Source organism: Chryseobacterium artocarpi (assembly GCF_001684975.1).
In the GTDB taxonomy this organism is placed as follows: Bacteria; Bacteroidota; Bacteroidia; order Flavobacteriales; family Weeksellaceae; genus Chryseobacterium; species Chryseobacterium artocarpi.
In genome coordinates, this window is the sequence record NZ_MAYH01000012.1 from 1 (window position 1) to 17,262 (window position 17,262).

10 protein-coding genes and 1 rRNA gene are annotated in these 17,262 nt (G+C 35.7%); 10 read left to right on the forward strand and 1 reads right to left on the reverse strand.

What is annotated here, in order from left to right:
• The 9 genes from rrf to BBI01_RS04520 form a co-directional block, all read left to right on the forward strand.
• Positions 1-97 (forward strand): 5S ribosomal RNA (rrf, locus tag BBI01_RS04480); the annotation flags it as partial.
• Between the two features lie 350 nt (positions 98-447).
• Complete coding sequence (locus BBI01_RS04485) at positions 448-1,773, forward strand: sigma-54-dependent transcriptional regulator (protein ID WP_065393499.1); 1,326 nt, start codon at positions 448-450, stop codon at positions 1,771-1,773.
• A gap of 438 nt (positions 1,774-2,211) precedes the next feature.
• On the forward strand, positions 2,212-3,906 hold the full coding sequence (gene kdpA, locus BBI01_RS04490) for a potassium-transporting ATPase subunit KdpA (protein WP_065393500.1): 1,695 nt from the start codon (positions 2,212-2,214) through the stop codon (positions 3,904-3,906).
• Between the two features lie 165 nt (positions 3,907-4,071).
• Positions 4,072-6,111 carry a potassium-transporting ATPase subunit KdpB gene (gene kdpB / locus BBI01_RS04495; protein ID WP_065394121.1) on the forward strand — a complete coding sequence of 680 codons (2,040 nt, stop codon included), beginning with the start codon at positions 4,072-4,074 and terminating at the stop codon, positions 6,109-6,111.
• A gap of 10 nt (positions 6,112-6,121) precedes the next feature.
• On the forward strand, positions 6,122-6,679 hold the full coding sequence (gene kdpC / locus BBI01_RS04500; RefSeq protein WP_065393501.1) for a K(+)-transporting ATPase subunit C: 558 nt from the start codon (positions 6,122-6,124) through the stop codon (positions 6,677-6,679).
• Between the two features lie 223 nt (positions 6,680-6,902).
• Positions 6,903-7,988, forward strand: coding sequence for a porin (locus BBI01_RS04505; RefSeq protein WP_065393502.1), 1,086 nt, complete (start codon positions 6,903-6,905; stop codon positions 7,986-7,988).
• A gap of 57 nt (positions 7,989-8,045) precedes the next feature.
• The gene (locus tag BBI01_RS04510) at positions 8,046-9,155 is read left to right on the forward strand and encodes a histidine kinase (protein WP_065393503.1); all 1,110 of its coding nucleotides are present in this window, start codon (positions 8,046-8,048) and stop codon (positions 9,153-9,155) included.
• Between the two features lies 1 nt (position 9,156).
• Complete coding sequence (locus BBI01_RS04515; protein ID WP_065393504.1) at positions 9,157-10,872, forward strand: ATP-binding protein; 1,716 nt, start codon at positions 9,157-9,159, stop codon at positions 10,870-10,872.
• A gap of 177 nt (positions 10,873-11,049) precedes the next feature.
• Positions 11,050-11,514: a hypothetical protein gene (locus BBI01_RS04520; RefSeq protein WP_065393505.1), complete on the forward strand. Its 465-nt coding sequence runs from the start codon at positions 11,050-11,052 to the stop codon at positions 11,512-11,514.
• 88 nt (positions 11,515-11,602) lie between these two features.
• On the opposite strand, the gene ligA is transcribed toward BBI01_RS04520, so the two are convergent.
• Positions 11,603-13,609, reverse strand: a complete 2,007-nt coding sequence (gene ligA, locus BBI01_RS04525) for an NAD-dependent DNA ligase LigA (RefSeq protein ID WP_065393506.1) — start codon at positions 13,607-13,609, stop codon at positions 11,603-11,605.
• 492 nt (positions 13,610-14,101) lie between these two features.
• Here ligA and BBI01_RS04530 point away from each other — a divergent pair, with 492 nt between their 5' ends.
• Positions 14,102-17,185, forward strand: a complete 3,084-nt coding sequence (locus BBI01_RS04530; protein WP_065393507.1) for a TonB-dependent receptor — start codon at positions 14,102-14,104, stop codon at positions 17,183-17,185.
• The last annotated feature ends 77 nt before the right edge of the window (positions 17,186-17,262 follow it).

The following is a 17,262-nucleotide window of genomic DNA, read 5'->3' on the forward strand; positions in this document are numbered from 1 at the left end:
TAGCGGTGGGGCTCACCTGTTCCCATTCCGAACACAGAAGTTAAGCCCACCAGCGCCGATGGTACTGCTAACGCGGGAGAGTAGGTCGCCGCCAGTTTTTATTTTATTTTTAAAAGTCTCATACAGTGATGTATGAGACTTTTTTTTTGAACTATACCTAATCCTTATAGCTCTTACCCAACTCTATACTCAAATACACTGATACCAAAGAGAATAGGGAATATGAGTAATTTTTTGCTCACTTCTTAGCCCTGATAGTAACGGTTACCCCGCAGTTGCATTGGATAGTTTGAAGGCTTAGATGTTGGAAAGTAAGGAGCGAGGAGTATCAGTGGATAGCAGGAAATAGCTCCTAATAATAATTAAGAGAGAATTTATTTTTATGATAAGTGATCTTTCTTCAAATAATTTCAATAAGTTTGTACTAGTTTTCCAAAAATAATAATGATGTCCGGAAGTATTCTGATCATCGATGATGAGATCAAGCTCCTTAAACTTCTAGGAATGATCCTTTCCCAAGAAAATTTTAATGTAAAAGAAGCATCTACAGCACGGTCTGCAATGACGATGTTGGAGCAATATGATTTTGATGTAGTGCTGAGTGATGTCCGATTACCAGATGCTTTTGGTGTAGAGCTTATTAAATCGATTAAAACAAAATATCCGCATCTTGAAATCATTCTGATGACGGCATTCGGAAATATTACGGATGCTGTACAGGCTATGAAAAATGGTGCTTACGATTATCTTGTGAAAGGTGATGATAACGAGAAGATCATTCCATTGGTGTACAAGGCATTGGAAAAGGTTAAAGATAATAGATCCAAAACAATTCAGGTTACAAGTACAGCAAAAGGATTTGACCAGGTTATTGGAAGTTCTCCTTTGATTTTACATTCGAAGAAATTGGCTGAAAAGGTTGCATTAACTGATGCTGCAGTTCTTTTAACAGGTGAAACAGGAACTGGTAAAGAAGTTTTTGCCAATGCTATTCATGAAGGAAGTGAACGTAAGAAAAATAATTTTGTTGCGATCAATTGTTCTGCCTTCAGTAAGGAGATCCTTGAAAGTGAACTTTTTGGACATAAGCAAGGAGCATTTACAGGAGCATTAAAAGATAAAAAAGGATTGATTGAAGAAGCTAATGGCGGCACTTTGTTTCTGGATGAAATTGGTGAGATGCCTATAGAACTTCAGGCAAAGCTATTGAGAGTACTTGAAACCCGGGAATTTATCAAAATGGGTGAAACAAAGGTTTCTAAATCCGATTTTAGGTTAATTGCTGCGACTAATAGAGATCTTGAACAAGAAATAAAACAAGGGAATTTCAGGGAAGACCTGTATTTCAGATTAAATGTTTTTGAAATAAATCTTCCGGCTTTAAGGGAAAGAAAAGAAGATATTAAAATGCTTGCGAAAAATTTTATTGATATATTTTCTCATAAATTACATTTGACTTCAATCCAGGTATCTTCTGAATATTACAAAGCCTTGGAAAAGAATGATTGGAAGGGAAATATCCGTGAATTGAGAAATGCTGTGGAGCGTAGCTTAATTCTAATGGATAATAATATTCTGGATGCTGACAGCCTACCTCGTTATTCCGAAAAATCTGTTTCTGAAAGTGACTCCTTAAGTATCAGATCACTTGAAAAAATACACATACAGAAAGTATTACAATATACTAAAGGAAATAAAGCTGAAGCAGCCAGACTTTTGGAGATTGGAATTGCCACATTATACCGTAAACTGGAAGAATACGGATTAAAATAGAAGAATTATCATTTTAATAAAGAGCCTATCATTTTGATAGGCTTTTTTGTTTTTATACAGGTTGATTGTTTTGTGTAATGTATTGTTTTTAAGTATGTTACATTCTTTGTTTTTAGATTGGAATTTCTTTTGGCATATAGTATCTGAATAAAATATTTAAAAATGACAATTTCAAGAAAAACGTTTAAAAAACGGGAGCATTCCACTTTTAGTTTGCTGATTGTATCGTATGTATTGTTTACACTTTTAACCTTATTAATAAAAATATGATGCTTATAAGTTTGATTCTGCTGTTTGCAGTATTGTTCTGGCTTTTATATAAATCAGTTGAATTTTTTGATAGAATATAAAATTATGTGGAGTTTATTTTTCCTTTCAATACTTGCCTTCGTGTATATCTGTTATGTTTTAATGAAACCTGAAAAATTTTAAACCATCATGAATACAGAGATTTTAGGCATCATAGCAATGTTTGCTATTACATTAGTCATCGGAATATTTTTAGGTAAATACATTGCTAATGTCTATGGATACAAAAAGACTTTTCTGGACCCGATTTTTAGTCCATTTGAAAAGATAATTTATAAAATTGCGGGAATTAATCCCAACCGTCAGATGAACTGGAAGCAGAATATGTATGCCATGCTGACGATTAACCTGGTTTGGTTTATTATAGGATTTATTCTCCTAATGACACAGGCGTGGTTACCTTTAAATCCGGACGGAAACCCTAATATGGCTCCTGATCTGGCTTTTAATACAACCATCTCATTTTTGGTTAACTGTAATTTGCAGCATTATTCAGGAGAGACGGGAGTGAGTTATTTAAGTCAGCTTTATCTGATGTTTTTACAATTTGTAACAGCGGCGACAGGAATGGCAGCTATGGCGGTTCTTTTCAAAGCATTCAAAGAAAAAACAGCGACAGAGCTAGGAAACTTCTATGACTACTTTACCAGATCTATGATCAGAATTTTACTTCCGATAAGTATTATCGTTGCTTTTATCCTTTCAATGAACGGAAGCCCGATGACTTTTGAAGGTAAAGACCATATAACAACACTGGAAGGTCAGAAAGCAGATGTTTCCCGAGGTCCGGTAGCTGCTTTTGTTGCCATTAAACATTTAGGAACCAATGGTGGTGGATTTTTTGGAGCAAACTCGGCACACCCGCTTGAGAATCCGAATTATATAACAAATATGACAGAGATGATCACTCAAATGATCATTCCCTTCGCTTTGGTCTTTGCACTTGGTTTTTATCTGAATAAAAGAAAACTGTCATGGGTAATATTTACTGTAATGACCGTAGGTTTTCTAGCGCTTGCAGTTCCGAATATTGTCAATGAAACAGGAGGAAATCCTTTAATTACAAAAATGGGTGCAGATAGTAGTTTAGGTGCTCTGGAAGGTAAAGAAATCCGCTTCGGTAGTGCTGCATCAGGCTATTGGAGTATTGCAACAACAGTAATTTCTACAGGTTCTGTAAACTCTATGCATGATAGTACAATGCCTCTTTCAGGGATGAATGAACTGCTTGCCATGATGATCAACTGTTTCTATGGTGGCTGTGGAGTAGGAATTCTGAACTATTTCATCTTTATCATTCTGGCTGTATTCATCAGTGGTTTAATGGTAGGGCGAACCCCGGAATTCATGGGTAAAAAGATTGAGGCAAAAGAAATGAAGATTGCTATGATCGTAGCATTATTCCATCCATTTTTAATTCTTGTAGGAACTGCATTAACTGCTTATTTACCTGAATTTGGAGCAAAAACATTGAACAATCCTGGTTTCCATGGTTTCAGTGAAATGTTGTATGAATTCACTTCTTCTTCAGCCAATAACGGTTCTGGATTCGAAGGACTGGGAGATAATACCCCTTGGTGGAACATTTCAACAGGAATTGTTTTGCTTCTTTCAAGATTTATCCCAATCATTGGTCCCGTAGCGATTGCCGGATTATTAGCTCAGAAGAAATACATTCCGGAAAGCTCAGGAACATTGAAAACGGATACGGCAACATTTGGTTTCATGACGCTGGCGGTTATCCTGCTTATTGCTGCATTGTCCTTCTTCCCGGCGTTGACACTTGGACCTATTGCAGAACAGATACAGTATTTCTCTAAATAAATTGTGAACATTAAAAATTAAAATCAATATTCAACCATTAAGGAAGCTGAAAGTTAAGAAGCACTCAAAAACTTACTGAAACGTTCACTTTAATATAATCCATTTCTATTCATTTGGCTGCCCTTGATGGTTATTATTGATAATGATATAAACTCTTTCAAAAAAATGAAAAATCAATCACAAACATTATTTCAAAGAGATTTGGTAAACGAAGCGATCAAGCAGTCTTTCGTAAAACTGAATCCGAAAATTATGTTTAAAAATCCGGTAATGTTCCTGGTAGAAATAGGAACGGTGGTCATGTTTATTGTAAGCATGTTCAGTTTAACCGGTGATAAAACCCAGGGAAGTTTCTCTTATAACTTTTTAGTGTTTATCATTTTATTCTTTACGGTTTTGTTTGCCAATTTTGCAGAAGCTATTGCAGAAGCAAGAGGAAAAGCGCAGGCAGATACTTTGAGAAAAACCCGTGAAGAAACACCAGCAAAACTTGTAGTAGATAACAAACCCGGATTTCAGGTAGAAACAGCTCTAAAAATGTCAGCAGAAATGAAGCTTGGTGATATCTTCCTTTGTGAAGCTGGTGATCAGATTCCAATGGACGGAGAAATCATCGAAGGACTTGCAACCATTGATGAATCTGCCATTACAGGAGAAAGTGCTCCCGTAATTCGTGAAGCCGGAGGTGATAAAAGTTCTGTAACAGGAGGTACGAAAGTATTATCAGACAGAATTAAAGTAAAAGTAACAACAAAACCTGGTGAATCCTTTCTTGATAAAATGATTGCTCTTGTAGAAGGAGCTTCAAGACAAAAAACACCTAACGAAATCGCATTAACCATATTATTAGCCGGGTTTACCCTTACATTTATTATTGTTACTTTAACTTTAAAGCCTTTTGCTGACTACGCGCAGACTCCGATTACTATTGCCGCATTTATTTCACTCTTCGTTTGTCTTATCCCGACAACAATTGGAGGATTGCTTTCTGCAATTGGGATTGCAGGAATGGATAGAGCTTTAAGAGCAAACGTGATTACTAAAAGTGGTAAAGCAGTAGAAACAGCGGGAGATATTGATGTTTTATTACTTGATAAAACGGGAACAATTACGATCGGGAACCGAAAAGCAACTCAATTTCATCCTGCAAACGGAATTAAACTTGAAGATTTTATTAAAGCTTCTGCTTTAAGCTCTGTTGCTGATGAAACTCCGGAAGGAAAATCTATTATTGAACTTAGCCAGTTAAAACAACAGGATCTATTAGTTCCAAATCCTACTTACATTGACTTTACAGCTGAAACCAGAACTTCAGGAATCGATTTTGAAGATACAAGAATCCGAAAAGGAGCTTATGACACGATAAAAAAACTGACTGAAAAAGCCGGGAATATCTTCCCACAGGAAACCCAGGATGCAGTCACTAAAATTTCTGAAAACGGAGGAACCCCTCTTGTAGTTGCCGTTAATGAAAAAGTATGGGGTGTTATTGAACTTCAGGATATCATTAAAACCGGAATCCAGGAACGTTTTCAGAGACTGAGAAAAATGGGAGTGAAAACAGTAATGGTTACAGGTGACAATCCTTTGACTGCAAAATTTATCGCAGAAAAAGCTGGGGTAGATGATTTCATTGCCGAAGCTAAACCTGAAGACAAGATGAATTACATCAAAAAAGAACAGCAGGAAGGTAAGCTGGTTGCGATGATGGGAGATGGTACAAATGATGCTCCGGCATTGGCTCAGGCAGATGTAGGTGTAGCGATGAACAGTGGAACTCAGGCAGCAAAAGAAGCCGGAAATATGGTAGACCTTGATAACGACCCTACAAAACTGATCGAAATTGTAGAAATCGGGAAACAGCTGCTGATGACGAGAGGAACTTTAACGACGTTCAGTATTGCGAATGATGTGGCGAAGTATTTTGCAATCATTCCGGCACTTTTCATCACATTCATTCCGTCACTTCAGAAATTGAATATCATGAACCTTCACAGCCCGGAAACAGCAATATTATCTGCCGTTATTTTCAATGCAGTGATTATTCCTTTCCTTATTCCATTGGCATTAAAAGGAGTGGCTTACAAACCTATAGGAGCCAGTGCATTATTAAGACGAAACCTTTTGATCTATGGTTTGGGCGGTGTGATAGTTCCATTCATTGGAATCAAGATCATTGATGTACTGATTAGTTTATTCTATTAAAATTTTAAAAATGAAAAATCATATTGTTTCAGCATTCAGACTGACTTTTGTAATGCTTGCGGTAGTAGGAATTTATTTAGTCATCGTCTACGGAGGATCGAAAGTATTGCCTACAGAAGGAAATGGAGAGATCATTAATTATAAAGGACAGAAATTTTACGCCAATATCGGACAGGAATTTAAATCTGAAAAATACTTTCACGGGCGTCCATCTTCAGTAAACTATAACGCTGCAGGAAGTGGAGGAAGTAATAAGGGACCAAGCAATGAAGAATATCTTGAAACTGTACAGAAAAGAATTGATACTTTAAGAATGCAAAACCCTGAAATGAAAGATACGAAAGTACCTGTAGAACTTGCTACAGCCAGTGGAAGCGGGCTGGATCCTGATATTTCAGAAGAAGGAGCATTATATCAGTCAAAGAGAATTGCCAAGGTGAGAAATGTTTCCGAAGAGCAAATTAATACTTTAATCAAGAACCAGACGGAGAAACCATTCTTGGGACTTTTAGGTCCGTCAAAAGTAAATGTACTGAAGCTTAATATTGCTTTAGATCAATTAAAATAATTTTAAATCATAACACGGCAGAATTTATAAATATTGTTAGATGAATAGAGCCATTAAGAACATTGAAGGAGTTAAGTTATAAGAGAATCTACTTTTTCGAAATATTATCACTTATAATTCACCTATGAATCTTTCATTTTCTTAATTACTTAATTCTTTCTTAATGGTTTTAAAAAACGTAACTTATACTTTCTGTCATGCACTCAGATAACTCAAAATAAACGTGAAAAAATATCTAGCTATAGGTGCTGTATTGGGAATTTTTTTTGCCAAAGCACAATCATCAGACTCATTAAAAATAGGAAATAAAGTTACTTTTTCCGCATATGCAGAACTTTTTTATACCTATGATTTTAATGAGCCGGGAAATCATCTCCGTCAGAATTTCCTCTACTCATATAACAGACATAATGAACTGAATCTTAACCTTGGACTTATTAAAGCCAATTATCAGAGTGAAAATCTTCGTGCCAACCTAGCCCTAATGGGAGGAACCTACGCACAGGATAATATGGTAGCAGAGCAGGGAGCTCTACGATACATTAATGAAGCAAATGTAGGAATTAAGATTTCAAAAAATAAAAACTTATGGATTGATGCAGGGATAATGCCTTCACACATAGGTTGGGAAAGTGCCATTGGGAAAGATAATATTAATCTTACAAGAAGCTTTGCTGCTGAAAATTCGCCTTATTTTGAAACAGGAGCAAAAATCTCTTATACCTCAGATAATGGTAAATGGTTTGTAAGCGGATTGGTTTTAAATGGTTGGCAACGTATTGCAAAAGCGGAAGGAAATCAAAGTATTTCTTTTGGGCATCAGGTAACTTATAAGCCTAATGATAAAATTACTCTGAACAGCAGCTCATTCATTGGAAATGATAAAGCAAAAGAAGAAAAGAAAATGCGTTATTTTCACGATCTGTACGGAAGCTTTCAGTTGACAGAAAAGTTTTCTGCTTTACTAGGATTTGATATTGGTGCAGAGCAGAAAACCAAAGGAAGTGAGCAATATAACATCTGGTATAGCCCAAACATTCAGGCGAAATATCAGATTGACAATAAATGGGCGCTGGCAGGAAGATTAGAATATTATAATGATAAGAACGGAGTGATTATCAGTACGGGAACTCCTAATGGATTCCAGACTTTCGGATATTCTCTGAATGTAGATTATGCGATCTTTAAAAATGTGGTTTTCCGTACAGAAGCAAGAGGTTTTACTGCTAAAGATGCCATTTTTGTAAAAAATGATGGATTGAAACAAGGGAACTTCTTTATTACAACAAGTCTTGCAGCCTGGTTTTAATAATCAGTTTAACCACAGTGAAAAGTGTTTAAAGTAAAATTAAAAAGAATAAAATCAATGTCATCAGCAAAACATTTTTTAGAACTCATCCAAAAATCCCGGAAAGGGAAATTCAAAATCTATATCGGGATGAGCGCAGGTGTTGGGAAAACATTCCGGATGCTTCAGGAAGCACATTCCCTTTTAAGAAACGGCATTGATGTAAAGATCGGATATATAGAAACCCATGATAGGGAAGAAACGGTAGCTCTTGTAGAAGGAATTCCGGAGATTGAAAGAAAATCAGTTTTCTATAAAGGAAAAAACCTTGAGGAAATGGATCTTCAGGCAATCATTAATGAACATCCTGAAGTTGTTTTAGTGGATGAGTTAGCACATACCAATGTAGAAGGCTCCAAGAACAAGAAAAGATGGCAGGACGTTCTGGAAATCCTGGACAATGGAATCAACGTGATCAGCGCTATGAATATTCAGCATATTGAAAGCCTGAATGAAGAAGTAAAGAAAATAACAGGCGTTGAAGTTGCCGAAAGAGTTCCCGATAAAATTCTTGCATTTGCTGATGAAGTAGTGAATATTGATCTTACTGCTGATGAACTTTTAACCAGATTAAAAGAAGGAAAGATTTATAAAAAAGAGAAAATTCAGACGGCGCTCAGCAATTTTTTTCAAAGTGGTCATATTTTGCAGCTTCGTGAGCTGGCATTAAAAGAAGTGGCTACCCATGTTGAGAGAAAAGTGGAAACTGAGATTAAAACTGAAAATTTTAAACCCATAAAATTCCTTGCCTGCATCAGCAGTAATGAAAAAATAGCGAAAACAATCATCAGAAAAACGGCAAGACTGGCGAGTTATTATAATAGTCCATGGACTGTTTTGTATATCCAGAAACCTTCCGAAAATCCTGAAAAAATAGCGTTGGACAAACAACGGTATTTGATTAATAATTTTAATTTAGCACAGGAATTGGGAGCCAAAGTAGTCCGGATCAAAGAGAATAGCGTTCATGATGGAATTCTGGAATATGTAATTGCTCACAATATCACCACAGTCTGTATCGGAAAACCACATGCAAAGCTATGGCAAAGATTATTTGGATATAGCTGGATCTATACCTTGATGAACAGACTGAATGAAAGACAGATAGATATTATTATTTTATCATAAAATGAAACTTAAAACAAAACTTACATTAGGCGTTGGTCTATTATTTTTACTGATCGTTTTGCTTTCAGTGATAGGTTCTGTGTATATCAATAAATTAAAGTCCGATACTGAAAAGATCCTTACAGCAAATTATAATAGTCTGGAGTTCTCTAAAAATATGCTTCTTGCACTGGATCATATAAGTACAGACAGCGCTGTTGCTATTGCCGATTTTCAGAAGAATAACCGATTGCAGGAAAAAAACCTTACAGAATTTGGAGAAAAAGAAGCTACACAAAACCTGAACCTGCATTTCAACAGCTATTTAAAGGAATCTAATTCTCATAAAGAAAAACTGATTCGGGAAGATCTTGCAAGGATTATGTCCTTAAATATGAAAGGGATTGAAAGAAAAAGCGATATTGCTATCATTACAGCTGGTAATGCCACTTTCTGGATTGTCAGCCTGGGAACCGTTTGTTTTCTGATTGCTTTTATCCTGCTTTTCAATCTCCCTCAGACTATCGCAGAGCCTATTGATCAGTTGACGTTCAGTATCAGACAGATTGCCAATAAAAACTATAATGAAAGAGTTCATTTTAAGGGAAGCGAAGAGTTTAGCAGCCTTGCAGAATCGTTTAATGTAATGGCGGAAAAACTTCAGGAATACGAAAGCAGTAATCTTTCCAAGCAGCTGATGGAGAAAAAACGCATCGAAACACTGGTAAACAATATGCATGATGCAGTGATAGGGTTGGATGAAAACCATTTTATCTACATGATCAATGATGAAGCATTAAAAATTACCAATCTTCATAAGGAGGATATCATCGGAAAAACAGCTCATGAAGTGGCTATAAATAACGATCTGATGCGGGAATTGCTGAAAAATATTGACCATCCTGTAAAAGATCCCATTAAGATTGTTCGTGATAATAAAGAAAACTATTTTGAACAGGATATTGTTCCCATCAATATTGTAAAAACTGGAGAAAAGGAAAAGAAATACATTGGTAAAGTGATTCTGCTTAGAAATATCACCCCTTTCAAAGAGCTTGATTTTGCTAAAACAAATTTTATTGCAACCATTTCCCACGAGCTTAAAACTCCGATTTCTGCTATAAAAATGGGTGTTCAGTTACTCGGGAATCAGAAATTTGGTGAGTTGAACGAACAGCAGCAGGAATTATTGAAAAGTATCAATGAGGATGGGCAGCGCCTGTTGGATATCACAGGGGAACTTCTCAATCTCTCACAGGTAGAATCTGGAAATATACGATTGACTGTTGAAAAATGTTCACCAAAAGAAATGGTGCAGTCAGCAGTGAAAAACGTTGAAAAGCTCGCAGAGCAAAAGAATATTTCAATTAGTACAGAATATCTTTTGGAAGATACAGACTTCGTAGTAGCGGATTTTGATAAAACAGTTTGGGTAATAAATAATTTCCTTACCAATGCCGTAAAACATTCTTTTCAGGATGAAAATATTCAAATTGTAGTGGAAAGACAAGCATCTTTTGTCCAGTTCAGCATTATAGATACAGGAAGTGGAATTGATGAAAAATATCATCGTCAGATCTTTGACCGTTATTTTCAGGTTCCTGGCGAGCATCAGAACGGAACAGGTCTTGGTTTGGCAATATCAAAGAACTTTATAGAAAAACAAAACGGAGAAATAGGAGTGAAAAGTGCTTTGAATAATGGAAGTACTTTCTTCTTCAGATTGCCGGTAGCGTAAAATTCATCTTTTAATATAGCAAAGGTTAAGGTTGTTCATATTTTTTCTTTCAACGAGCATAAAAAAGAATGGAAAATTATAAAAAATAAGAATATCATTATTATTGGCTTATAAAAATAAAAAATTAGCATCTATTTATATCTTATTCTTTATATTTGTTAAATTAAAAATTATAAAATGAGAAGAACTTTACCTTTATTAGCATTATTATTTTTTATCTCATTAAGTACTCAGGTTTTCGGTCAGAGTCTTGTGATTGAAATGTTGGACAGCTACAATAAAATGGGAATGACAGAATTTCAGAATGAGGTGAAAAAGATGAATTTTAAGCTTAGTGATAAAACTCAAAGTGCTGATTTCGTCCTAAATGAATATGAACATCCTACTTACAAGTTTAAGCTGAGCAAATTCGAATATATTAAAGACAAATCTCAAAACAGAATTGAATTCGAATTCAATAATTTGGATGATTATAAAAAATATATGGAGGCCTTACAAAGAGGAGGATATAAAGAAACAGAAAAAGGTAAAACCATTACCAAAGAGCCATATGTAGATTATTATAAAGGAAAGCAGCATATAAGAATGGTTCTTCCAAAAGAAAATCAAAGTACGCCTTATAGTATTCTTGTATTCAAATAGGTAATTCTATAAACTTAAAAGGTTAGAAAAATAAAAGACTGCAGAACTTTCTGCAGTCTTTTTTATAATAAGGATAATCTTTAATAAATTATTGCTTTTCAATTAAATCCAGAAACTGTTGCTCATCCAAAATAGTGATGGTTCCGATGTCCTGAGCCTTTTTCAGCTTGCTTCCTGCTTTTTCACCTACTACAAGATAATTCAGGTTTTTAGATACAGCAGAAATATTTTTTCCACCATGCTTTTCTACCATTTCTTCAGCCTGTTCTCTTGTAAACAATGATAATTTTCCTGTAAATAAAAAGGTTTTTGCTTCAAGAACATTCGATAAAACTTCATTGGTATTTTCACCTTTTTCAAGCTGTACACCATAAGATTTTAAACGTTCAATCATCAGGATATTTTCAGAATTTTCGAAGAATTCAACGATGCTTACCGCAATTTTAGCACCAATATCTTCTACCTGGCAAAGTTCTTCTACAGAAGCGTTTTTCAGTTCTTCTATAGTTGGAAAGTTCTTGACCAGCTTCTTGGCAACGGTTTCTCCCACATGTTTAATTCCGATTCCGTATAATACTTTTTCAAACGGAATTTCCTTTGATTTTTCAATTCCCGAGATGATATTTTGTGCAGACTTTTCAGCCATTCTTTCCAGCGGAAGAAGTTGTTCTTTCGTTAAAACATAGAAATCAGCAGGGTTTTCAATCAGTTTTTCTCTGTAAAGCTGTTCAATGGTTTCACTTCCCAGATTTTCAATGTTCAGAGCTTTTCTGGAAACATAATGAATCATTCTTCCTACAACCTGTGGTGGGCAGTGAAGTTCATTCGGGCAGAAATGGATTGCCTGATCTTCAATTTTTACCAATTCGGTTGCACATTCAGGGCAATGTTTGATATATTCTATTTCTCTGCTTTCATCAGTTCTTTTATCCGTGTTTACGCCAACGATTTTTGGAATGATCTCACCTCCTTTTTCTACATACACAAAATCATGCTCATGAAGGTCAAGCTTTTTGATGATATCTTCATTATGCAGAGAAGCTCTTTTGACAATAGTTCCTGCCAACAAAACAGGTTTCAAATTGGCAACCGGAGTAATTGCTCCCGTTCTTCCGACCTGATAAGAAACACTTTGAAGTTCAGTTTCTACCTTTTCAGCTTTGAATTTATAAGCCATCGCCCAACGTGGAGATTTAGCAGTATATCCAAGCTGTCTTTGTTGCTGTAAAGAGTTTACTTTTAAAACAATACCATCAATTTCGAAAGGAAGATTATGGCGTTCTGTATCCCAGAAAGTGATGAATTCCTTTACTTCATCCAGCGTTTTACAAAGCTTTGCCTGTTGAGACGTTTTGAATCCCCAGCCTTGTGCCTTATGAAGTAACTCCCAATGAGTATCTGCTGGAACCTCTTCAGAAATAAACTGATACAAAACAGAAGAAAGTCCGCGTTTTCTTACCTCAGCACTGTCCTGCATCTTCAAACTTCCACTTGCTGTATTTCTTGGATTCATGAATGGATCTAAACCTTCCTCTTCACGAAGTTTATTAAGCTTATCAAAGTTTTTTCGAGTTAAATAAATTTCACCACGCATAAAGAAATGAGTTGGAAAATCACCCTTCAATGTTAAAGGAATATCTGAAATAGTACGGACATTCGGTGTGATTTCATCTCCCTGGAAGCCATCACCACGGGTTACCGCCTGAGTAAGCTTTCCGTTTTCATAAAGAATAGAGATAGAAGCTCCGTCATACTTTAGTTCGGCAACGAATTCTACAGGTTCGTCAATGGTTTTGATAATTCTTTTTTCCCAGTCTTCCAGATCATCAAAATCGTAGGAATTATCCAGGGAATACATTCTGAATTTATGCTGAATTGTAGGGAAAACCTTTGTAATTCCACCTCCTACACGCATAGTAGGGGAGTTTTCATCATAAAATTCAGGGTGCTTTGCTTCAAGATCCTGAAGTTCCTCCAATAGCATATCAAATTCATAATCTGTAATGGTAGGAGTGTCCAGAAGGTAATAGTTTTCGTTATGTTGATGCAGTTCCTTACGGAGCTGTTCTATTTTTTGTTGAATGTTTTCAGACATCGGTTTTATATCTTTTAAGCAAAAATAACTAAAGTAACGTGAATTCGGAATCAAAATTTTAAAACGAAAGAAATAGAACCGGTTTTTTAAGAATTTCTTTACTATTATTTCCGTTTTATAAATCCATTCTATTCAATAATATATCCAGAATTTTCCTTGCTGAGTACTAACACCTTTGTAAACGTATAAAATTAATAGCATCATAAAAATCCTAGCAACCTCTGCATTACAAAAATTCTTTAGTGAGCTTATGTAAATAAACTTAATTATAATAAAAGGTTTAAAATAATTTCATTTATAAAATAATATAATTAAATATTACAGGTAAATTAAAAATCCGTAACACACTTTAATAGTCTGGTTCTGTAAGAAATAAAATATATGTTTAAAGTAATTTAATATAACGTTCCAATTTAATTAAAAAAATGTTAAAACTCCCTTAAATAGCCAGCCTGCAAAGTCAGGATACCTTTGCACATCTAATTGTAAGAAATGAGAAAAGTAAAGATTGTACTGGGGTTATTGTTTTTAGGGCTTGGAACAATGGCTTATGCACAGACCACGCAGGCTTCCATTGTAGGAAAAGTAACTGGACCGGGAAGTTCGGCTCAGGAAAAAGTGAAAGTTACGATCGTAAACGAATCTACAGGATTCAGAACGGAAACGGAGACGAACTCAAAAGGAGAGTATATCTTTAAAGAGATTCCGCTGGGAGGACCTTACACCGTAATTGTAAATGAGGATAAGAAAGAAGGTTTCAATGTGAACTTCGGAGATCAGGTGACGGTAAATATGGATCTTGGAGGAAGCGGAGAAAACCGTATTGAAGAGGTGAAAATTACAGGAAACTTGAAGAACAAAATTGGTAACCTTGGTGCAGCAACAGCTATTTCTGCAAAAAATATCGGAATTCTTCCGGTAAACGGACGAAACTTCGCCAATCTTACTGAACTCTCACCTTTAAGCGGTAAAGGAGGAAATCTTTCCGGGCAGCTTGGTTCTTCTACCAACTTCACGATTGACGGGATGACTGCCAAAAACCCAACTTCTGCCGGAGCTACTACCAGCCGAAGTGGTGCACCTTTCTCTATTTCTATTGAAGCTGTACGAGAATTTAAAATTACTACCAATCAATATGATGTAACATTGGGAAGAAGTGGTGGTGGAACGGTAAGTGCCGTTACAAAATCAGGTACCAATAAATTTTCAGGAAGTGCCTGGGAATATCTGAGAGCAAACTGGCTTTCCAGTCCATACGACATCAGAGGAAATAAGAGAGTGAATGATTTCTCTACATCACAATTCGGATTCTCATTAGGAGGACCTATCATTAAGAATAAATTACACTTCTTTGTCGCATGGGATCATCAGTTGGATTCAAGACCATTGCTAATTGCAGATATCAAATCGCCTGAAGATGAGAAAAGACTTAATATAAATACACAAACCCTTAATACATTCCTTGATATTGCAAGGTCAAAATATGGGGTAGGGAGCGGTCCTCAGTTCGGAAGTTTTGACAAAGTGAGAAACTCTGATGCTGCATTTGTACGTTTAGACTGGCAGATCAATGAAAAACATTTATTGACATTAAGAAATAATTTCACGTATGACCTTAATAAAAATGGATTAGGGGATAATACAAGTATCAACTTCTTTGAGTCTTATGGAAATGATAAAAACCTTGATAACAGTTTATTATTAACCTTAAGATCAAATTTACAGCCTAATTTAACCAATGAATTAAAAGCTCAGTATTTATATACTTTCCAGGACAGCTATCAGAATAATGAATTAGGAAGACCGGTTCCGAGAGCTATTGTTGAAAGTGTGACAACCCCAGGGCTGGGAGCTACCAGTATCCAGATCGGAGGACATCGTTTTGCACAGGAAAGCTTTAGAAATAATGTATTCCAGATTGTAGATAACTTATACTACAATACAGATAAGGTAAAATATACTTTTGGTGCTGATTTAATGTATACCACAGCAAAATCAATCTACGGAAGTGAAGTGAACGGAAGATTTCATTTCCAGGGAATGGATAATTTTGATAAGATGACACCTTATAGATTTTACAGAGAGGTTCCTTTAATGGCTGATCCTTCAGTACGATCTAATATCTGGAATCTTGGGGTATACGGGCAGTTCCAGACTAAAATTGCAAAAGGTCTTGATTTGATGGCGGGGATTAGATTAGACTATGGCGGTTATCCGAAAGCTGAATTCAATCAGAAATTATATGATGAGATGGGGATCAGAACGGATAACAAGATCAAATCATTTGTTATCCAGCCTAGATTCCAGTTTGAATGGAATATCAACGAAGGAAATAAAGATTTCCTGAAGTTTGGTGCCGGAGTATTCTCTTCAGATATTAATAATTATATGATCATCAACAACCTTGTATTCGATGGAAAACATCTTGCTACAGTAGATGTAACTGCTAAAGATGTTCCGTTCCCGGATTTCAACAATTATAGAAATGATTATAATAGTATTCCTACACTATCTCAGTATCAGATTCCTACGATCAACTATACAGGGAAAGATGCTAAAATCCCAATTGTGTATAAAGCGAATATCTCCTATACTCACTTCTTCAATGAAAGATTCAGAGCAGGAATTGCAGGATATATGGCTTTGGGAAGAAACAATTATTACTACTATGACCGTAATATGAAGGTAGACCCGTTCTTCACATTGGATAATGAAGGCGGAAGAGGTGTTTTCGTTCCGGCAGGTAGCATTACCAATAATGGGAACAGTGTAAGTTTTGACTGGAAAAAAGGAAGAATCAATAATAATTTCGGAAGAGTACTGGAGTTGGTAAGTGATGGTAAAGTAAACCAGTTTTCATGGGTCGTAGACACAAGTTACCGTTACTGGAAAGACGGAGAAATCACAGCAAGTTATACATGGTCTGATATTAAAGATAATACTTCTTATAACGGAAACGTAGCCAACTCTGCAACATTATCTACGATGATCCAGAGTGATCCAAGAAACCTGAGAATGACTTATTCTGATAACCAGTTCCGTAATAAAGTAGTTATCTATGGTAACTCGCCTACGATTGCAGGATTCACTTTAGGATTAAGATACTCAGGAATCGGAGGAACACGTTTCTCTGTAACAGCAGGAGGAAATATCAATGGAGATTTTGTTGATTCTAATGACCTTGCTTACATTTTCCCTAACCTGACTCAACCGTTATTGAACGATCCGGAAGTAGGTAAAGCTTTAAAAGATTATATCACGGATTATAACAATAAAATAGCAGAACGTAACGGCGGTAAAAACGGATTCTATGGGGTTTGGGATGTACGTGTAGCCAAGAAAATCAAATTTGATAAAATTGGAGCATTCGAATTATCTGTAGATATTTTCAACGTTGCTAATTTATTGAATAAAGAATGGGGCGTAAATAAGTCTTACGGAAATATGTCGCTGTACAGAATAACAAAATTCAATCCGGATACCAGACAGTTTGAATATGTTAAGAATACCAGCGGTTTAGCTCCTCTATCAGGAAATCCATATCAGATTCAGATTGGAGCAAAATATAGTTTTTAATCTGTTCTAAATATTTTAAACCACAAAAGGCAAGATCAAATATTCATTAAAGATCCCAACCCTTTTGTGGTTTATGT